Source organism: Lysobacter capsici (genome assembly GCF_014779555.2).
Classification (GTDB): Bacteria; Pseudomonadota; Gammaproteobacteria; order Xanthomonadales; family Xanthomonadaceae; genus Lysobacter; species Lysobacter capsici.
Genome location: NZ_CP094357.1, coordinates 1,648,328 through 1,667,998, shown reverse-complemented (window position 1 = coordinate 1,667,998; position 19,671 = coordinate 1,648,328). Strand labels below are relative to the sequence as shown.

Below are 19,671 nucleotides of genomic sequence, written 5' to 3'. Positions count from 1 at the left end.
CACCTTTGGGAGGGGAGCGGAATGCAAGTGCAGTCAGTGATAGGAAAGACACCGGTTACCATGCTGGCCGGCGCGATCGCGCTGGCCCTGTCGATCGCGCCCATGACCGGTCGCGCGCAGACGACCGCCGATCCGGCACCGCCCGCGCAGGCGGGCGCCGAATCGACCCAGGACGCCAAGAACCTCGACGCGGTGGTCGTCACCGGCTTCCGCGCCAGCCTGCAGCAGGCGCTGGACATCAAGCGCGAGGAAGTCGGCGTCGTCGACGCGATCGTCGCCGAGGACATCGCCGATTTTCCCGACCTCAACCTGGCCGAATCGCTGCAGCGCATTCCGGGCGTGTCGATCGCGCGCGATGCCGGCGAAGGCCGGCAGATTTCGGTGCGCGGCCTGGGCCCCGACTTCACCCGAGTGCGCATCAACGGCATGGAAGCGCTGACCACCGCCGGCGGCACCGACAGCTCCGGCGGCGCCAATCGCGGCCGCGGCTTCGACTTCAACGTGTTCGCCTCGGAGCTGTTCAACAGCCTCAAGGTGCGCAAGACCGCCTCGGCCGATGTCGAGGAAGGCTCGCTCGGCGCCACCGTGGATCTGCAGACCGCGCGGCCTTTCGATTACGACGGGTTGACCTTCGTCGCCGGCGGCCAGCTCGGCTTCAACGATTTGTCCAGGGACACCGATCCGCGCGCCACCGCGCTGATCAGCAACACCTGGATGGACGGCCGCTTCGGCGCGTTGCTGTCGGTGGCCTACACCGATCGCCGCCTGACCGAAGAGGGACACAGCACCGTGCGCTGGGACAACGGGCCGAGCAGCGGCGGTTTCGCCGCCAGCTCGCCGTTCGCCGCCGCGCGCCTTCCGAGCACCTTCCACCCGCGCATTCCGCGTTACGGGGTGATGGAGCACGATCAACAACGCCTGGGCGTCACCAGCGCGCTGCAGTTCAAGGTCAGCGACAAGACCGAACTGGGACTGGACCTGCTGTACGCCAAATTCGACGCGACCCGCACCGAGAACTTCCTCAACGGCATCTCCTTCAGCCGCACCGGCACCGGCAAGCCGCAGACCGTGGTGCTCGACGGCGAGATCGACGAACACGGCAATCTGGTCTACGGCCGTTTCAACAACGTCGACGTGCGTTCGGAAGCGCGTTACGACGAACTCAGCACCAAGTTCACCCAGGCCAATTTCTACGGCGAGCACAAGTTCAGCGACGACTTCGCGCTCAGCGGCCAGATCGGCCGGGCCAAGTCCCAGTTCGACAACCCGATCCAGACCACGGTCACCCTGGATCGCAACAACGTGCAGGGCTACAGCTACGACTACCGCGGCAACAGCCGCCTGCCGGTGATCGACAACGGCTTCGACGTCAACGATCCCAACGCCTGGAGCTTCGCCAACGGGGTCTCGGAAATCCGCCTGCGCCCGCAGGCCTCCCAGAACACCTTCGACAACCGGCAGCTGGATTTCCGCTGGAACGTGGCGCCGGGTTTCAAGATCAAGGGCGGCGTGCAGTCCAAGAAATATCAGTTCGAAAGCAGCGAAAGCCGGCGCGCATCGGAACTGGTGGTGCCGGCGTTGCCACCTGGCACGAATATGGCCGACCTGACCAAGCGCGTCGCCCTGCAGGGCACCAGCGTCGGCGGCAACAACGATTCCAGCTGGCTGATTCCGAACATCGACGCCTTCAACCGGTTGTTCGGTATCTACAGCAACAGCGGGATTTTCGCGGTCTCGCCCGATGTCGCCAGCGCGCGCGGCAACAACCGCAGCGTCGAGGAAAAAGACCTGGGCTATTACCTGCAGGCCGATTTCTCCACTCAGCTGGGCCGCATCCCGTTGAGCGGCAACTTCGGCGTGCGCCACGTCAAGACCAAACAGTCCTCGACCGGTTTCGCCCTGGCCGGCACCACGCCGGTGCTGACCACGGTGGGCCGCGATTACAGCGACACCCTGCCCTCGTTGAATCTGGTCGCCGACATCACCCCGGATTTCCTGATCCGCTTCGGCGCGTCCAAGGTGATGTCGCGTCCGGGCCTGGGCAACCTCACCCCGGGCGTGACGGTGAGCGTGAGCGGCGGCAACCGCGTGGTGTCAGGCGGCAATCCGCTGCTCGAACCGTTCCGCGCCAAGACCTACGACCTGGGTTTCGAGTGGTACTTCGCCGAAGAATCGCTGCTGGGGCTCGGCCTGTTCTACAAGGACATCGACACCTTCGTGCAGACCTCGCGCGAGATCCGGCCGTACAACACCTCAGGGCTTCCCGACGAACTGCTGGCCGGTACCGGCGCGCTGCCGACCGATGAGTTCCAGTTCAACATCCCGGTCAATACGCCGGGCGGAAAGCTGCGCGGCCTGGAGCTGAGCTATCAGCAACCTTTCACTTTCCTGCCGAGCTTCTGGCACGACTTCGGCGTGCAGTTCAACTACACCTACGTCGATTCGAAGATCCAGTACGTCACCGCGGCCGGCGCTTCCTCGCTGAAGACCGATCTGGTGGGGCTGTCCAAGAACGCCTACAACGCGACGCTGTACTTTGAGGGCGATCGCTTCAGCGCGCGCGTGTCGGCCGCTTACCGCGACGACTACCTGACTACCGTGCCCGGCCGCAACAATGCCGATGTCGAAGGCACCAAGGGCACGACGACCATCGACATGTCGGCTTCGTGGAAGATCAGCGACCAGCTGGAGCTGACCCTGGAAGGGCTCAACCTCACCGACGAGTACAACGATCAGTGGGTGGATTCGGCCGCCGACCGGGTTTCGGTCTATCACCATACCGGGCGTCAGTACTTCCTCGGCCTGCGCTACAAGATGTGATGCGGATCTGAGGTCGGCGATCTGTCCACGCGGCATGGCGGCGCAAGTCGCCATGCCGTCGCCGGCTCAATCCACGGTCGCGGCGCAATCCACGCCGGATGCCAGCCATCGCGATTTCTACGCCCGCTTTATGGGTTCAATACTTATGCGTACGATTTTTCTCGTCTTATGGCTGATGGCGTTATCGGACGACGCGCTCGCCGACGGAGCACCGACGATACACTTGGCCGGCGACTCGACGATCGCGATCAAACGCGCGGAAAAACGCCCGGAAACCGGCTGGGGCGAAGCCCTGGGCGAGGCCTTCGCCGGCAGCGGCGTGCAGATCGACAACCGCGCCATGAACGGTCGCAGCACCCGCACCTTCATCGAGGAAGGCCGCTGGCAGGCATTGCTGGATGCCGTCGTCGCCGGCGACTACGTGTTGATCCAGTTCGGCCACAACGATCAATCGCAGAACAAACCCGACCGCTACACGCCACCGGCCGACTATCGTCGCAATCTCGAACGATTCGTCGATCAGGCGCGCGAACGCGGCGCCACCGCGATCCTGCTGACGCCGGTCGCGCGGCGGCGGTTCGATCAGAACGGCACGCTGTCGCACAGCCACGGCGAGTATCCGGACTTGGTGCGCGCGGTCGCGGCCGAGCGCGGCGTGGCCCTGATCGATCTGGAGCGGCGCAGCGAAGCCGTGCTGGCTTCGCACGGCGCCGAAGATTCGAAGCAGCTGTTCCTGTGGCTGCGGCCCGGCGACAGCGTCAACTATCCCGACGGCCTGCAAGACGACACCCATTTCTCGGCGCTGGGCGCGCGCTGCATGGCCGCCGAAGTCGCCGACGGCTTGAGTGCGTTGAAGCTGCCGTTGAGCCGGATGTTGCGGCGGCCGCTGCCGACACGATGCCTGCGGGCGAACGAGCCCGCGTCCCCGCCGCGCTAGAACGTTCCGCGCTGCACGAACGGCACGCGCTCGTACACCCTGCGTTCGCCGCCGCGAGGATCGTGCTCCAGCCGCGGCTGGACATCGAACAACAGGGTTTCGCGCCGTTGCCGCGAGTACTGGGGCCACGCGGGCAGCCCGGCGTGGCCGGGATCGCCATGACGCGCCAAAGCCAGCAAGGCATCGCTCATCGATGCGGCCAGCGCGCGCGCCTGCGCGCCGTCGCCGGTGTTCGAGCCGGGCTGCGCGGTGTTGTCGAAAACCAGCGCGATATCCAGGGTGTGCATCGCGCCCCAGCGGCCTTCGTCCAGCGGCGAGCCCCAGTCCAGCTGATAGGCCCAGGTCGGCGCGCCCTGATCCGCGCGCGCCTCGGCTTCCACGATCGCGGCGCGCCATGAGCGCCCGGCCGTGGTCGCGGCGAAGAACACTTGCGACGGTGTGTAATCGGGGTACAGGCGCCGATACTCCGCGATCACCGTGTGCGGGTTCAGATCGACGTACTGATGATCGCGCAACTTGTCCGGCAACTGCTCCCAGCTCAAATCGAAATTGGCCGGGTCGTGGCCGAGGAAGGCGCGGGTTTCGTCGCGGGTCGTGCCGATCAGCATCGGGATGCGCGCCGATTGCCCGGGCGCATCAGGATAGAACGGATGCCGGTGCAGCGACGTCCCATCGAGCACCGGCCCGAAGTACAGCGAGGTGTCTTCGATCCGCGACGGGTCGCGCACCCGGCTCGCCTCGATCAGCCGTTCGAACGGCAGCGTGCGCAGGCGTTGCAGATCCGTCGGCGCGAGGCTCAGCTCATCGAGAAAGCGTTGCGCGCGCTGGGTCGCCGCGCGCGGCCCGGCCGCGGTGACCTGCTGCCCGCTCATGGTCATCGCGCGATGGAACAGGCCGCGCGCGGCCGGCATCGCCATCAGCGTGGCGATCTTGGCGCCGCCGCCGGACTGGCCGAACACGGTGACGTTGGCGGCTTCGCCGCCGAATTGTGCCGCATGTTCGCGCACCCAGGTCAGCGCCTGGATCAAGTCCAGCTGGCCGACATTGCCGGACCAGGCGAAGCTGTCGTCGCCCAACTGCGCCAGATACAGATAGCCGAAGGCATTGAGGCGGTGATTGAGCGTGACCACCACCGCATCGCCGCGCCGGCACAGGTTGACGCCGTCGTACAAGGCACTGCTGCCCGAGCCGCTGTCGTAGCCGCCGCCGTGGAGGTAGACCAGGATCGGTCGCCGCGCGCCGTCGCGCAGTGCTGGCGTGAATACGTTCAAATACAGGCAGTCTTCGCTGATGCGGCCGTCGGCGCGCTTCTGCGGTGCGGACGGCCCGTGTTCGATGGTATCGCGCACGCCCTGCCAGGGCAGTTCGCGCAGCGCGGGCATGAAGCGACGCGCGGCGGTGTCGGCGCCGTAGGGCACGCCCTTGAACACCAGAATGCCGCGATCGCGGTAGCCGCGGATACGGCCGCTGCGCGTGACCGCCAGCGGCGCCTCGTCGCCGCCGCCGGCGAGAGCGGCCAGCGCGACGCAGGGCATCGCCGCGGCCGCGCCGCCCGCTATCGCCTTGAGCACCTCGCGACGGCGCATGTCCGCCTCAGCGCAGCGGCGCGCGTCGCGGCAACGGCTTCAACGGCTCCATCGTCGCCAGATCCCAATCGGCGGGCACGAAGGCCTGCCGGGTTTGCTCGAACTTCGGATAGCCGCCGACCTCGTTTTCGCCGTCGATGATCTTGCCGCGGCCCTCGATGGTGTCGGCCAGGATGCGGCGATCGATGTCGTCGCGGTCCCACGGCCGCGCGCCGACGTTGGCGATCACCGCGTCCTGCACCTGCGCCGACGGCAGCAGCTTCACTCCGAACGCAAGCCGCGGCGCCTGCGCGAGTTCGTTCAATTTCAGCGGCGCGGTGGTGTAGCGCCCGATCTGCGGCAGCGGCTGGCCGATGCGGTCGACGACCAGGTTGTCGTCGGCGTAATAGTCCAGGTCGCCGGAGCCGCCTATGCTGAAGAACGCCAGCGTCTGGGTGGACGGACCGGCGCGCATCACGTTGCCGCGCACCGCCATCTGCCCGGTCGAGTACGCATGCCCCAGCCACTCCTCGGCGATCAGGTTGTAGTGCACGGCGCGCTGGCCGGGGTTGTAGATCAGGTTGTTGATCACCTGTCCGCGCGCGCCGCCCTTGAACAGGGGGTTGCGCTCGTAGTTGTGCGCGTACAGATTGCCGACGATCAGGATGTCGTTGACGTGGTCGTGTATCAACGAACCCTTGGAGTGCTCGCCCTTGCCGTGGGTGGCGTTGGCCAGGCCTTCGGCGATCAGGTTGTTGCTGAAGGTGATCCGCCTGGACGCCGCGCGCATCCAGTCGGCTTCGCTTTCGCCGAAAAAACGCGTGCTCGAGGCCGACAGGTTCTCATCGGTGGCCCAGGTCAGCGAGCAGTGGTCGACGATCACGTCGGCCGCGCCGCGCACGGTGTTGATCGCATCGAAGTCGACACCGGCGCGCTTGGCCAGGCCCGCCTCGCCGGGGCGGACCCGGATATGACGGACGACGACGTCGTGGGTCGCGATGGTCAGCCCCCCGCGGATGAAGGTGATTCCGGGCTGCGGGGCGGTTTGTCCAGCGATGGTCAAATACGGCTCGCTGATCCGCAGCTCCTTGCGTTCCAGATCGATCACGCCGCCGACCTCGAACACCACGATGCGCGGTCCGGGCGTCGCGACCGCCTCGGCGAAAGAGCCCGGGCCGCTCGACGCCAACGTGGTCACCCGCAACAGTTTTCCGCCGCGGCCGGCGGGCGTGTGCGCGGCCCAGCCTTGCGCGCCAGGAAATGCCAGGGCCGCGTTTTCCCCGGGTGAAATGCGATCTTTGGCTATGCCGGCAAACGACGCGACGGTCAGCGAGGCGAGCAGAAACCCTCGCGCCGCGGCCTTGCCGAAATCCATCAGGCCCGCTTGCGCGGCGTCGCCGCCGAGATCCCGCAGCACGTGTCCAATCCCCATCCCACCCTCCCAGGTTGTGAGCCAAGCATACGACCGGATTGTCAATGACACCGGTTTCCTATACAACAGCCGCAGACAGGATTTGCCCCGGGATCGGCTCAAGCATGGCGAACCAACCTCTCCACGACCCTATCGACGCGGCCGCGCTCGCGACCCGGTTGGTCGACGCCCGCCTGGGCGCCCAGGCACTCGCGCTTTACCCGGGGCCGCAGCCGCAGAGCCTGGATGAGGGTTACCGCGTGCAGGATCGCGCGATCGCGCTGTGGGATCGGCCGCTGGCCGGCTGGAAGGTCGGGCGCATTCCCGAGCAATGGGAGCGCGTGCTCGGCGAGGAGCGTCTGGTCGGCCCGATTTTCGCCGACGCCGTGCAGCGCGTCGCGGCTGGGCAAAGCGGCCGCTTCCCGATCATTCGCGACGGCTTCGCCGCGGTCGAGGCCGAGTACGTGTTCACCCTGCGCGACGACGCGCCCGCGGACAAGACCGAGTACAGCGCGGCCGAAGCGGCCTCACTGGTGGATTCGCTCGCGGTCGGCGTCGAACTGGCCGGCAGTCCGCTGCCCTTGATCAATATCCTCGGCCCGGCGGTGGTGGTCTCCGACTTCGGCAACAACTCCGGCCTGATCCTCGGGCCGCGGATCGAGGACTGGCAGCACATCGACGACGCCGAACTGGTCTGCGAAACCTTCATCGACGATCGTTCGGTGGGCCGAGGCGGCAGCGCCTCCATTCCCGGCGGCCTGCTGGCGGCATTGCGTTTCGCGCTTGCGCGTTGCGCGCGTCGCGGTTATCCGCTCAAGGCCGGCATGCACATCGCCACCGGCGCTACCACCGGCATCCACGATATCGTCGCCGGTCAGCGCGCGCGGGTCGATTTCGGCCGCTGGGGCAGCGTGTTTTGCGAAACGATGACGGCCACCGATCCGAGGAACGCATGACATGACGACGCGACGCGACTTCCTGTTGGGCTTGGGCGCCGCCGGCGTGGCGACCGCGGTGCCGGCCGCGCTGCGGGCGGGCGATGGCCATCGGCTGCTGACCGCGACCGACGTGCACGTCAAGGATTACCCGACGGTCGCGGCGATCGAGTGGATCGGCCGCGAACTCGAGCGCGCCACCGATGGACGGTTGCGCCTGCGCATGTATCACTCCGGCCAGCTCGGCCGCGAGTCCGAAGCCATCGACATGGCGCGCTTCGGCGCGATCGACATCACCCGCGTCTACAGCGGCGCGCTCAACAACGCCTTCCCGCTGACCCAGGTGCTATCGCTGCCGTATGTGTTCGATTCGGTGGCGCATCTGCGCCGCGCGCTGGACGGCCCGGTCGGCGCGCAGGTGCTGCGCGGCTTCGGCGCGCGCGATCTGGTCGGCCTGGCGATCTACGACTGCGGCGCGCGCTGCTTCTACAACGCGCGCAAGCCCATCGTCGGCCCGGCCGATCTGCACGGGCTGAAGTTCCGGGTGCCCTCGTCGGACATCTTCATGCGCATGATCCGCATGCTCGGCGGCAATCCGACGCCGCTCGCGTACGGCGAGGTGTTCTCCGCGCTGCAGACCCATCTGATCGACGGCGCCGAGAACAATCTGCGCAGCTTCCATTCCAGCCGCCAGTTCGAGGCGGCGCGTTACTGGTCGCAGAGCGAGCATTCCTACGCGCCGGATGTGCTGCTGATGTCCAGGCGCAGCTTCGATTCGCTGCGCGCCGACGATCGCAGCTTGTTGCTCGACATCGCCCGCCGCTCGGTCGCGGTGATGCGCGAGCTGTGGGACGAGTCCGAAGCGCAGGCGCGCACCGCCTTGATCGCCGCCGGCGTACGGATGAACGAATGCGACCTGCCCGCGTTCCGCAAGGCGGTGCAGCCGCTGCTGTCCGACTACCACCGCGTGCCGGCGCTGCAAGCGCTGTACCGCGACATCCGCTCCCTGGCTTGAGGCATCGACCGTGGAAGAGACTCTCGATACGCATGAGCACGCCGAACAGCCGGTGGCGCTCGGCCTGCTGGACCGCATCGCCGCCGGCGCAGTCGCGATCGCCGGGGCGGCCTTGCTCGGCATGGTCGCGGTGCAGGCGCTGCAGGTGTTCGCGCGCTACGTGATCAACGACTCGCCGGGCTGGACGGAACCTGTGGCCTTGATCCTGCTCAACACCGCGATGAGCTTCGGCGCCGCCGCGGGCGTGCATCGCGGCGCGCATTTCGGTTTCTTCGTGCTGGTGCATACCGCCCCGCCGCCGATCAAGCGCGTGCTGCTGGCGCTGTCCAACAGCGTGATCGCGATCATCGGCGGCGCCCTGGCGGTGTGGGGGACGCAGTTGCTGCTCGACGGCATCGACATCCCGATGGCGGGCGCGCCGCTGCCGCAGAGCGCGGTGTTCGCGCCGATGGCTACGGGCGGCGCGTTGATGGCGCTGTTCGCGCTGCAACGGCTGTTCACCGTGCTGGTTTCCCCCGCCCCGGCCCGGAGCGAATAATGGAAGTCGCGATTTTGTTTGGCGTATTCGCCGCGCTGCTGATCATCGGCGTGCCGGTGGCGTATTCGTTGTCGGCCTCGGCGCTGGCGACCTTGATCTATATCGGCCTGCCGCCGATCGTGGTGGTGCAGCAGACCGCCGCGGGCGCGGGCTCGGCCTCGCTGATCGCGATTCCGTTGTTCATCTTCGCCGGCGAGATCATGTTGCGCGGCGGCATCTCCGAGCGCCTGATCGGTCTCGCCTCGGCCCTGGTCGGGCATCTGCGCGGCGGACTGGGCCAGGTCAGCGTGCTGTCGTCGCTGTTCTTCGGCGGCGTGTCCGGCTCGGCCATCGCCGACGTGTCCGCGATCGGCGGCGCGATGATTCCGCAGATGGCCAAGCGCGGCTTCGATCGCGATTTCGCCGTCAATGTCACCATGACCGCGGCGATGGTCGCGCTGCTGGTGCCGCCCTCGCACAATCTGATCCTGTACTCGGCCTCGGCCGGCGGCAGCATTTCGATCGCCGACCTGTTCGCCGCCGGCATCGTGCCCGCGCTGCTGATGACGGTGACGCTGATGACCACGACCTGGATCATCGCCCGCCGCCGCGGCTACGCGGTCGAAGCCTTCCCCGGCTTCGCCGTGGTCGCGCGCCGCTTCGTCGCCGCGCTGCCGGGCTTGCTGCTGGTCGCGTTGATCTTCGTCGGCATCCGCGCCGGCATCTTCACCGCGGTGGAGAGCGCGGCGATCGCGGTGGTGTATGCGCTGCTGGTCACCGCGCTGGTGTACCGCAACCTGCGCTGGGGCGATTTTCTCGAGACCGTGGCCAGCGCGGCGCGCACCACCGGCATGATCTTGTTCGTGATCGCCTCGGCCGCGTCGTTCGGCTGGCTGCTGGCGTATCTGCAGGTGCCGACCGCCGCGGTGGACGCGTTGACCAGCCTGACCACCGACAAGAACCTGCTGTTGCTGCTGATGATCCTGATCCTGCTGGTGCTGGGCACGTTCATGGATCTGGCGCCGATGATCATCATCTGCACGCCGATCTTCCTGCCGCTGGCCAAGGCCATCGGGGTCGACCCGGTGCATTTCGGCATCATCCTGATCCTCAAGGGCGGCATCAGCCTGATCTCGCCGCCGTTGGGCTCGGTGCTGTTCGTCGGCACCGCGATCGGCAAGATCACCATCGGCGAATCCCTGCGCACGATCTGGCCGTTCTGGCTGTCGGCGCTGGCGGTGCTGCTGGTGGTGACCTTTGTCCCGCAGCTGTCGTTGTGGCTGCCGTCCCTGCTCAAGCACTGATGCGCCCGCGTCCGCGCCGGGTTCGTCCCGGCGCGGCCGATGGCGGTGGACGCGGACACGCGAGGGCGGAGCCGGGCGCCCTGACCCGGCGATGCGGGCTAGAATCCCCACAACGCTCCCCCGGCTCCCTCGCCCATGCCGCGCAAGAAAACTGAAGCACCTGTTCCGGCCCAGGCGCGGACGATCCCGGATCGGGCCAAGACGATCAACGACATCGCGCGTCTGGCCGACGTGTCGAAGAAGACCGTATCGCGGGTGCTCAATCAGTCGCCGCTGGTGCATCAGGAAACCCGCGAGCGGGTCGAAGCGGTGATGCGCGAGTTCAACTACACCCCCGATCCGTTCGCGCGCGGGCTGGCGTTCCGCCGCTCGTTCCTGATCGGCATGGTCTACGACAACCCGACCGCGCAGTACATCGTCAACATGCAGTACGGCGCGCTCGACGCGATCCGCGATTCGGGTTTCGAGCTGGTCGTGCACCCTTGCGACAGCCGCAGCCCGGGCTATATCGACGGCGTGCGCCGCTTCGTCCAGCAGCAGAAACTGCACGGGGTGATGCTGGTGCCGCGCGTGTCGGAAGACCAGGCCTTGGCCGACATGCTCGCCGATATCGGCTGTCGCTACTCGCGCATCGCCTCGGTGTCGCTGGACGAATCTTCGCGCATGGTCATCACCCACGACCGCGACGGCGCCGCCGAAGCGGCCGACTATCTGCAATCGCTGGGACATCGCGACATCGCCCTGATCACCGGTCCGTCGAGCTACCGCTCGGCCCACGAGCGCACCGCCGGTTTCGTCGATGCGTTGGCCAAGCGCGGCATAGAACTGCCGTCCACGCGCATCGTCGAGGCCGGTTACACCTTCGAATCGGGCGTCGCGGCGGCGGAACTGCTGCTCTCCGGCAGCCAGCGGCCCAGCGCGATCTTCACCGGCAACGACGAAATGGCCGCCGGCGTATACAAGGTCGCGCTGCGCTCGGGCATCAGCATTCCGCAGCAGTTGTCGGTGATCGGTTTCGACGACAGCCCGCTGGCCTCGCGGTTGTGGCCGGCGCTCAGTTCGGTGCGTCTGCCGGTGCGCGACATGGGCCGCATCGCCGCTTCGATGCTGCTGCAGCCCGAGTCCGGCGCCGCCGCGGTGGTGGCCTCGGCCAGCGTGCGGCCGCATCTGATCGTGCGCGATTCCTGTCAGCCGCCGGCGTATTGAGCGAGCGCAAGTACGGCCATATCAACAGCGATTGCGCGCGAAAGCACGCGGGTCCTGAGCGTGTGATCGCGCATCGTTTGCGACCGGCCACGCAATAGAACGCCGGCCAGCGATCCGGCGTCACGCCGCTGGCGAATCCGGTGGCGAATGTGGCCTAGCGAACGCGCTCACCACCGCGCGCGCATCGACCCGCGATGCCCCGCCCATACCGCTGCCGGCAACGCAGGCGCGGCCATGAATCCCGACCGCCAACCCCCACCTGACAGCTCTTGTCCAGGCTAATGACACCGGTTACCTTTCGGGACTAGAATCGCTCGAAACCGACGCCGCGCCGTGCGCGCCCGCTTCCAGGGAGTTCCCCGATGTTCCAAAAGACGTATCACGCGACCCATCCGGACATGATGGCCGGCGCCAGCAACCAGCAACTGCGCGATCGCTATCTGATCGGCGACCTGTTCGCCGACGGCGAGGTGCGCCTGAACTATTCGCACAACGAACGTTTCGTGATCGGCGGCGCCGCGCCCACGCATGCGACGGTCAGTCTGCCGGTCCACAGCGAACCGGCCTCGGCCGCGGGCAAGCCGTTCCTCGAGCGCCGCGAACTGGGCATCGTCAACGTCGGCGGCGGCGCCGGCACGGTCGTGGTCGATGGGCAAAGCTATTCGCTGCAACCCCGAGACGGCCTGTACGTGCCGATGGGAAGCGCCGAAGTGAGCTTCGCCTCAGCCGATGCCGCGCAGCCTGCCAAGTTCTATCTCGCTTCGACGCCGGCGCACGCGCGCTACGAAACCGTGCATATCTCGATCGACCAGGCCGTGCCGCTGCAACGCGGCGCGCTGGAAACCTCGAACGAACGCACGATCTATCAGTACATCGTTCCGGCCACCTGCCGCTCGTGCCAGCTGCTGCTGGGCTTGACCGTGCTCAAGCCGGGCAGCGTGTGGAACACCATGCCGCCGCATCTGCACGATCGTCGCTCGGAGGTGTATTTCTACTTCGATCTGGGCGATCAGCGGGTCATGCATTTCATGGGCGAACCGGCCGACATGCGCCATCTGGTGATCGGCAACGACGAGGCCGTAGTCTCGCCGCCGTGGTCGATCCACATGGGCTCGGGCACCAAGAACTACTGCTTCATCTGGGCCATGGGCGGCGAGAACCTCGACTACACCGACATGCATCAACTCGACATCTGCCAGCTCAAGTGAGGACGCGCGCGTGAGCCACGACCATCCTTTCAGCCTCAACGGCAAGGTCGCCCTGGTCACCGGCGCCAATCGCGGCCTGGGCCAGGGCATCGCGCTCGCGCTCGCGCAAGCCGGCGCCGACATCGCCTGCGTCGCCAGCGGCTCCTCGCAGGACACCCTCGAGCAAGTGCGCGGCCTGGGCCGGCGCGCGCATGCGATCGAGGCCGATCTGTCGAGCCTGGAGCCGATCGAACGCATCGTCGACGACACCGTGCGGACGCTGGGCGGCGTCGACATCCTGGTCAACAACGCCGGCCTGATCCGGCGCACCGACGCGATCGATTTCAGCGAGGCCGATTGGGATGCGGTGATGAACGTCAATCTCAAGAGCGCGTTCTTTCTCGCCCAGGCCGCCGGCAAGCGCATGATCGCCGGCGGACGCGGCAAGATCATCAACATCGCCTCGATGCTGTCGTTCCAGGGCGGGATCCGCGTGCCCTCCTACACCGCCAGCAAATCCGGTCTGGCCGGGATCACCCGTCTGCTCGCCAACGAATGGGCCGGCAAGGGGCTGAACGTCAACGCGATCGCGCCGGGCTATATGAGCACCGACAACACCGCGCAACTGCGCGCCGACGAGTCGCGCAATCGCGACATCCTCGCGCGCATTCCGGCCGGGCGCTGGGGCGAGCCCTCCGACCTCGGCGGCGCGGCGGTGTTTCTGGCCAGCCGCGCCTCGGACTACGTCAACGGCGCGATCCTGCCAGTCGATGGCGGCTGGCTGGCCCGCTGACCTCCAATCGGAGCTTTCATCGTGAATCTCCACGCCTTCAGCCAAGCCATCGTCATCGCGTCGGCGCTCGCGGCACCGGCGGCCCTGGCCGCCGATCGCGCCCTGCTCTCGCGCTCGGATTCGTACGTCGAGCGCGCCGCCGACATCGCGGTGGAGCAGCCCGGACCGCATGAAGGCGACGGCACGACGACCGCGTATCCGTTCTTCGAACACGCCAGCGATTTCGACATCGTGTTCCGCCAACGCGCGCTGCATCCGGGTGCGTCGATCGGCGAACACACCAACGACAAGGACGAGATCTACTATATCGTGTCGGGACAGGGCGAGCTGACCCTGGATGGGAAACGACGCAACGTGGTTGCCGGCGACGCCGTGCTGACCCGGAACGGCAGCCGCCACGGCCTTCGCCAGACCGGCGCGCAAGACCTGAGCATCATCGTCGTCTACAGGCGCAAACGCTGACGATTCGATCCGACCGCGGGTTTGCGGCGAATTCAGCACGCCTCCGATCGATGCCCGGTCGGTACGCCGGTAGAGTCGCGAATGGTGAGGCGAGGCGTCACCGCCGCCTGCCAACCCACCATCGCAGCCGCGGCTTTGTCCGCTGCCGGGCGACCCAGCAACGACTGCACCGCCAGACGTCCGACATCGGAAACCGGCAAGTGGATCGTGGTCAGGCTGGGCCAAAGTTGCGAAGCCAGCGGGCTGTCGTCGTAACCGACCACCGACAGGTCGTCCGGAATCGACAGCCCCAGACGCATGGCCGCCTTGTAGATGCCCGCCGCCATCTCGTCGTTGCAGGCGAAGATCGCGGTCGGTCGCGGCGTCTGCGCCAACAGATACTCCGCGCCGGCCACGCCGGATTCGAAGGTATAGCCGCCCAGATACACGCATTTCGACGACAGCCCGACGTCGCTTTCGGCCAGGTGCTGGGCGAAACCTTCCGCGCGCTCGATCGATGAGCGATAACGCCGCGGCCCGGTGATCACGCCCAGCCGCCGATGCCCCAGCGAGAGCAGATGATGGGCGGCTTCGATACCGGCCTGGCGATCGCGCGTCAGCACCGTTCGCATCGGGTCGTCCAGGGGAATCGAGGCGACGCGGACATAACGACAGCCGGTTTCGCGCAGCGCCGTCGCCAGCAGCTCATCCTCCGACACACGTGGAATCAGGATCAGCCCGTGCAATTTGTGCTGCAGACTGAAACGGCGCACGCCGTCGACATAATCCGAGCGATTGCTGTCGCAGGGGTGCACGACCAGTTCGAAGCCGCTGTCCTTCAGCGCAGCGAGCACGCTGCGCTGGATCTCGATGACGTAGTGCGCGGTGGGATTGTCGTAGACCAGCCCGATCAAGTTTCGCCGCGGCGCGGTCTCCGCCGGCATTTGACTGCCGCCCGGATAACGCAGGCCGCTCATCAGCGCGAGGATGCGCTCGCGGGTCTCGGCATTGACCAGGGGCGACTTGTTGATCACCCGCGATACGGTCTTGGTCGAGACATTGGCCAAGCGCGCGATGTCGTCCACGGTCGACGATCCGGCCATCGCCATGCGGTCCGCGAGCGCCGATCCGCTCAACGCCCCGTCACGAAGCCCACGCGCGCGTTTCGCCCTGGACATGTCGTCATGCATCATCCTGATCGCCAGAATATGACACCGGTAGTCATACACTAGCAGAGGCCCGAACGCGGCGCATGCTGCGGTGCGGGAAGACCACTGGATTCGCTCAAGGCGGGCCGATCTGGAACCGGCGTCATGCCTGGTACCGGTTCTTTCGTGAGCTGCGTCAACCCTCGCGATTCGATCATGGCGTTCGAACCGTCGGAATCGTCTGTTGCGCCGCGACCGACATCGTAGAAACAAGATCGCGTGCGACGCGCAAAGACCGACCGAGTCGACTTGCATCCGGTGGCGCGCAACCAACCGTGACGCGGGATTGAACACTTGTCCCCGGACAACACGCCTGTCCGGGGACATCGCCGCGACCGCGATCCGATGCAGGCCTTGTGACTCGCATCATCATGCTGCGCCGCATGAGCTCCCTATAACTGACGCCCGCTGCAGCCATGCGACGGCGTCGATGCAGCACGCACGACATTCCAATCAACCTGCTGAAGGAGAGTTCGATCATGAACACAACACAAGGATTCCGGCACTGCATCTATCTGGCGCTGCTGTTGGTGTCTCCTTCCTGTTTCGCGCTGGATCTTCCGAACGTGTGCAAGACCATCGACATAGGCAGCGGCAGCGCCATCAAGACCATCACCGTCGATGGCGAGACCTACGATGCGGCGCAGCGCAACAACTGCGCCGCCGGCACCGCGGTGCGCTATGTCGGCGACCCTGGCGACCAGACCGAAAAGCAGAAACCGACCTTCATCCTGAGGAACAACGCGGTGCTCAGGAACGTGGTGATCGGCGACGGTTCGAAATCGGGAACCAATCGCGATTATCGCGGCCGCGGCGGCGACGGCATTCATTGCTACGGCACCTGCACGCTGTCGGAAGTCTATTGGGACGACGTCGGCGAAGACGCGGCGACGTTCAAGAACAACAAGGCCTCCGACGTGTTTCTCATCCAGGGCGGCGGGGCGCGGCTGGCGAAGGACAAGGTCTTTCAGCACAACGGCCCGGGCACGATGAAGATCGAATACTTCGAGATCGAGAAGGCCGGCAAGCTGTATCGCTCATGCGGCAATTGCTCGACCCAGTACAGCCGGACCGTGCAGGTCAGCAATGTCGTCGCCACCGAGACCGGCGCGATCGCCGGCATCAATTCGCGCTACGCCAACGGCGTGGCCGGCGACAAGGCCGTGCTCACCAGCGTTTCGACCTCCGGGCGCAAATGCGTCGAATATCTCGGGCTGACCAGCGGCGAACCCAGCGAAATCTCGCCGGTTCCCGGGGCCTGCACCATCCGCTAAGGCCGCGTCGACGCCGCCGTTCGCGGCCGCCGACATACAAGCGCTTTCGGCAGTCATCGATGAACAGCGCGACGGCATGCCGGTCCGCTGCTTCGATCCCGAAGATCAATCGACCGACCGCGCGTGCCGCGCGCGGTCACTGGAGTCCCTATGCAAACCGTCGCCAGCCGTCGTTCGTTACAGATCGCGCGCGCCGTCGTTTCAGCGCCCCCGCCGCGCTTGCACCACCAAGCCCAGCAGCGGCGCCGCCGCGGTCGATGCTTGATTGCGACGCTGATCCTCGGCGTCGCAAGCCTCATGCCGGCCGCGGCCGCGGGCATTTCGATGTACAACATCGAAGGCTATGCGGCGGCCAGCGTCACCGGCGGCGGCTATATCGCCGAAACCGACGCCAGGTACCGGCGGGTGACCACGCCGGCCGGTTTCATCGCCGCGCTGCGCGCCGCGCGCACGTCGAGTTCCACCCCGGTCAAGGTCATCGAGATCGCCAACGACCTCGACATGGGCTGGAACGAAGTCGACGACGCGGCCCGCGCCGATGGGCTGCTGCGTCAGAACAAGGCGCCCAAGAAGCATCCGTCGCTGATCGCGAGCGGCGTGTCCCTGCTCGATGTAACCAACTTCAACGGGCTGACGATTTATTCCAGGAACGGATCCACCCTGCGCCATGTCGAGCTGAACATCAAAAGCGGAACCAATCTGGTCCTGCGCAATCTGCGTTTCGACGAGCTGTGGGAATGGGACGAGGGAACCCGCGGCGATTACGACAGCAACGACTGGGATTTCGTCACCCTCGGCGACGGCGGCGGCGTGACCTCGGGCATCTGGATCGACCATTGCAGTTTCAGCAAAGCCTACGACGGCGTGGTCGACATCAAGAAGGGCGCGAACAACATCACCGTGTCGTGGATCGAAACCGCTCCTCCGCCCAGCGGGCCGGGCAGCTTCGTGGCGCGCCAGTTCGATTACCTCGAAGCCAATCGCTCGGCCAATGCGATGTACGACTTCCTGCGCGGCTTCTTCACCAGGCAGCAAATCGTCGACATCTCGCTGCCGCAAAAGAAGGGACACCTGATCGGCTCCAACGATCTGGAAGGGCTTTCGTCCTATACGGTGACCCTGCATCACAACCACTATCGCGACCTGCAAGACCGCATGCCGCGGTTGCGCGGCGGCGACGTGCACGCCTACAACCTGTACGTCGACAGCTCCAATGCGCGGATCATGAAGGCCACCCGCGACGCCGTCGTCCAGGCCAATCCGGCCCTGCGTTCCAAGGTCGAGGGCAGTTCGCCGACCTACAAATTCGATGTGGTGTTGAATGGTTCGGTGTCGACCGAAGGCGGCGCGGTCCAGGTCGAGCGCAGCCTGTTCTGGGGTGTGTTCACCCCGCTTAGGAACAATCAGACCGATCCCAACGATTCGCGTTACACCGGCGCTATCCGGGCCTTCGGCGTTCGCCATGTGCTGTTTGCCAGCGACACCCAGTACATGCCGGTGTCGTCGCAGCAGGCGACGTTCCTCGATCGCGGCATCGTCTGGGCCAGTTGGGAAGGAGACAGCGGCGCAGCGGGAAGCACGCTTGGCCCGGCGCAGGCGGCGCAGGTGCCGTTCGTCTGGCGCAATGGCGTGCCTTCCTACCCGATGACGATGCATCGGATCGATGAGCTCGGCGCCTTGCGTGCCTCGATGGGCGCCGGGAAGCTGAGCATGACGGCGGAGCAATGGATGCGAGTCGTCAACTAAGGCTTTGTCGAAGACAGTTCGAACGCAACGGCCTGACTGTCTGGCGAACGCCGCGCGGTCGGCCGATAACGCACTTCAATCCTCGCCCTCTACGCGATCTCGCCGAAACGATCAACGGTTCGCGCATGCAGGCTGGCGCCCTCGGGCGTCAGCCTCAACTTGCGGGCACCACGCTCGATGAGGCGGACGCTCGGACAAAGAAACCGGTGGTCCGGTTAGCTACAACTGAATTTTCCTGGCATCAACCGAGTACCGCGATACTCAAACGCCCTTGGCTTTGCGCCCACGTGTACCTGGCTTTATCGGAACGCTCATTCCGTACTCGTTCCACCACGCGGTCAGCGCCTGCATTGCGGGCCAAAGCCCTCGCGCCTTCGCCGTGATTTCGTACTCGACCCGGGGCGGCACCTCGGCGAAGACGGTACGCAACACCAGGCCGTCCATCTCGAGCTCGCGCAGCTGAGCGGTCAGCATGTGCTGACTGATTCCGGGTATCGCCTTGCGCAGTTCGCCGAAGCGATACGTGCGCTGGTTGAGCAACCACATGATCTCAAGCTTCCACTTGCCCGAGAGCAGCGCGAACGCCCGCCGCATTTCCTCGTGCATGTTGATCTCGCGGTCGCCAATAGTCTGGTTTTCCATGCTAGCCACCAGTTATTCATCCTGCTTGTCGCCTTCCATGTTAGGCGACATTCTTCGCGAAAGTCCAAGCAAAGGACTTCGCGAAGGAAGACCTCATGTTTCAACTTTACGCCTACTGGATCAGCACGGCGCTGCTGTGCCTGCTTTACATGGCATCCGCGGCGACCTACGTCGTGAAAACAAATTGGGTTCGTCAGGCACTCACCGAGCTTGGCTATCCCGGCTATCTCATACCGATTCTCACCACGGTGAAGATCCTGGCGGTGGCGGCGATTGTTTCGCGCATCAGCGTGGCGCTCAGCGACCTGGCCTATGCCGGCATGTTCTATCACCTGCTGCTGTCCGCATCGGCGCATCTCAATGCCCGCAAACCCGGCGGCGCCCTGCCGGCGGCGGCGGGTCTGGCACTGCTGATCGCATCGTTCATGACCCAGAACGCCGCCCGCGAACTTGCTTCGCCCTACGCCCCCGCAGCGGTGGAGCACCAGGTGGCCAACTAATGGATATCAGGATGGCTCGACTCGCCGGAAAGGTCGCCGTGGTGACCGGCGCCGGTCGATGCCCGGTTCTTGACCGGATACAGCCTCGCCCCCGATGGCGGAATGATCATCGACAGCGCGCGCTGATCCATCGGGGCGAAGGCTGAAAGACCGTACCGGGCGATGGGCAC

17 protein-coding genes are annotated in these 19,671 nt (G+C 66.1%); 13 read left to right on the top strand and 4 right to left on the bottom strand.

Annotated elements, in window-relative coordinates; translation table 11 throughout:
- Nucleotides 1-21 precede the first annotated feature (21 nt).
- Both IEQ11_RS06780 and IEQ11_RS06775 read left to right on the top strand, forming a co-directional pair.
- Nucleotides 22-2,820, top strand: a complete 2,799-nt coding sequence (locus IEQ11_RS06780; RefSeq protein ID WP_191821609.1) for a TonB-dependent receptor — start codon at nt 22-24, stop codon at nt 2,818-2,820.
- Nucleotides 2,821-2,854: 34 nt separating this feature from the next.
- A complete protein-coding gene (locus IEQ11_RS06775) occupies nt 2,855-3,757 on the top strand; it encodes a rhamnogalacturonan acetylesterase (RefSeq protein ID WP_247024748.1) in 903 nt (300 codons plus the stop codon).
- On the opposite strand, the gene IEQ11_RS06770 is transcribed toward IEQ11_RS06775, so the two are convergent.
- Together IEQ11_RS06770 and IEQ11_RS06765 are read right to left on the bottom strand one after the other, a co-directional pair.
- Nucleotides 3,754-5,343 carry a carboxylesterase/lipase family protein gene (locus IEQ11_RS06770; RefSeq protein ID WP_191821611.1) on the bottom strand — a complete coding sequence of 530 codons (1,590 nt, stop codon included), beginning with the start codon at nt 5,341-5,343 and terminating at the stop codon, nt 3,754-3,756. The genes IEQ11_RS06775 and IEQ11_RS06770 overlap by 4 nt on opposite strands.
- Nucleotides 5,344-5,350: 7 nt before the next feature.
- Nucleotides 5,351-6,856, bottom strand: coding sequence for a pectate lyase family protein (locus IEQ11_RS06765; RefSeq protein ID WP_247024746.1), 1,506 nt, complete (start codon nt 6,854-6,856; stop codon nt 5,351-5,353).
- A 2-nt stretch (nt 6,857-6,858) separates the two neighbouring features.
- Between IEQ11_RS06765 and IEQ11_RS06760 the strand changes: the two genes are divergently transcribed.
- The 8 genes from IEQ11_RS06760 to IEQ11_RS06725 all read left to right on the top strand — a co-directional run bounded on the left by IEQ11_RS06760 (nt 6,859) and on the right by IEQ11_RS06725 (nt 14,152).
- Nucleotides 6,859-7,689: a 2-keto-4-pentenoate hydratase gene (locus IEQ11_RS06760; RefSeq protein WP_191821613.1), complete on the top strand. Its 831-nt coding sequence runs from the start codon at nt 6,859-6,861 to the stop codon at nt 7,687-7,689.
- Nucleotide 7,690: 1 nt separating this feature from the next.
- Nucleotides 7,691-8,683 carry a TRAP transporter substrate-binding protein gene (locus tag IEQ11_RS06755; protein ID WP_191821614.1) on the top strand — a complete coding sequence of 331 codons (993 nt, stop codon included), beginning with the start codon at nt 7,691-7,693 and terminating at the stop codon, nt 8,681-8,683.
- A 10-nt stretch (nt 8,684-8,693) separates the two neighbouring features.
- Nucleotides 8,694-9,221, top strand: coding sequence for a TRAP transporter small permease (locus IEQ11_RS06750; protein ID WP_247024744.1), 528 nt, complete (start codon nt 8,694-8,696; stop codon nt 9,219-9,221).
- Nucleotides 9,221-10,504 carry a TRAP transporter large permease gene (locus IEQ11_RS06745; protein ID WP_096413932.1) on the top strand — a complete coding sequence of 428 codons (1,284 nt, stop codon included), beginning with the start codon at nt 9,221-9,223 and terminating at the stop codon, nt 10,502-10,504. The genes IEQ11_RS06750 and IEQ11_RS06745 overlap by 1 nt, the downstream gene beginning before the upstream one ends.
- 135 nt (nt 10,505-10,639) lie before the next feature.
- Nucleotides 10,640-11,710, top strand: a complete 1,071-nt coding sequence (locus IEQ11_RS06740; RefSeq protein ID WP_191821615.1) for a LacI family DNA-binding transcriptional regulator — start codon at nt 10,640-10,642, stop codon at nt 11,708-11,710.
- 362 nt (nt 11,711-12,072) lie between these two features.
- Nucleotides 12,073-12,918, top strand: coding sequence for a 5-dehydro-4-deoxy-D-glucuronate isomerase (gene kduI / locus IEQ11_RS06735; protein WP_191821616.1), 846 nt, complete (start codon nt 12,073-12,075; stop codon nt 12,916-12,918).
- A 10-nt stretch (nt 12,919-12,928) separates the two neighbouring features.
- Nucleotides 12,929-13,690 carry a 2-dehydro-3-deoxy-D-gluconate 5-dehydrogenase KduD gene (gene kduD, locus IEQ11_RS06730; RefSeq protein ID WP_191821617.1) on the top strand — a complete coding sequence of 254 codons (762 nt, stop codon included), beginning with the start codon at nt 12,929-12,931 and terminating at the stop codon, nt 13,688-13,690.
- A 21-nt stretch (nt 13,691-13,711) separates the two neighbouring features.
- A complete protein-coding gene (locus IEQ11_RS06725; RefSeq protein ID WP_247024742.1) occupies nt 13,712-14,152 on the top strand; it encodes a cupin domain-containing protein in 441 nt (146 codons plus the stop codon).
- Between the two features lie 32 nt (nt 14,153-14,184).
- Here IEQ11_RS06725 and IEQ11_RS06720 read toward each other — a convergent pair whose 3' ends face one another.
- Entirely contained in the window at nt 14,185-15,240 is a 1,056-nt protein-coding gene (locus IEQ11_RS06720; RefSeq protein ID WP_425494678.1) for a LacI family DNA-binding transcriptional regulator, read from the bottom strand.
- Between the two features lie 578 nt (nt 15,241-15,818).
- Here IEQ11_RS06720 and IEQ11_RS06715 point away from each other — a divergent pair.
- Nucleotides 15,819-16,613 carry a pectate lyase gene (locus IEQ11_RS06715; RefSeq protein WP_191821619.1) on the top strand — a complete coding sequence of 265 codons (795 nt, stop codon included), beginning with the start codon at nt 15,819-15,821 and terminating at the stop codon, nt 16,611-16,613.
- Nucleotides 16,614-16,763: 150 nt separating this feature from the next.
- Complete coding sequence (locus IEQ11_RS06710) at nt 16,764-18,359, top strand: pectate lyase family protein (protein WP_484502702.1); 1,596 nt, start codon at nt 16,764-16,766, stop codon at nt 18,357-18,359.
- A 261-nt stretch (nt 18,360-18,620) separates the two neighbouring features.
- Here the strand turns inward: IEQ11_RS06710 and IEQ11_RS06705 are convergent, their stop codons facing one another.
- Entirely contained in the window at nt 18,621-19,001 is a 381-nt protein-coding gene (locus IEQ11_RS06705; RefSeq protein WP_191821621.1) for a winged helix-turn-helix transcriptional regulator, read from the bottom strand.
- 95 nt (nt 19,002-19,096) lie between these two features.
- Here IEQ11_RS06705 and IEQ11_RS06700 point away from each other — a divergent pair, with 95 nt between their 5' ends.
- Entirely contained in the window at nt 19,097-19,501 is a 405-nt protein-coding gene (locus IEQ11_RS06700; protein ID WP_191821622.1) for a DoxX family protein, read from the top strand.
- The last annotated feature ends 170 nt before the right edge of the window (nt 19,502-19,671 follow it).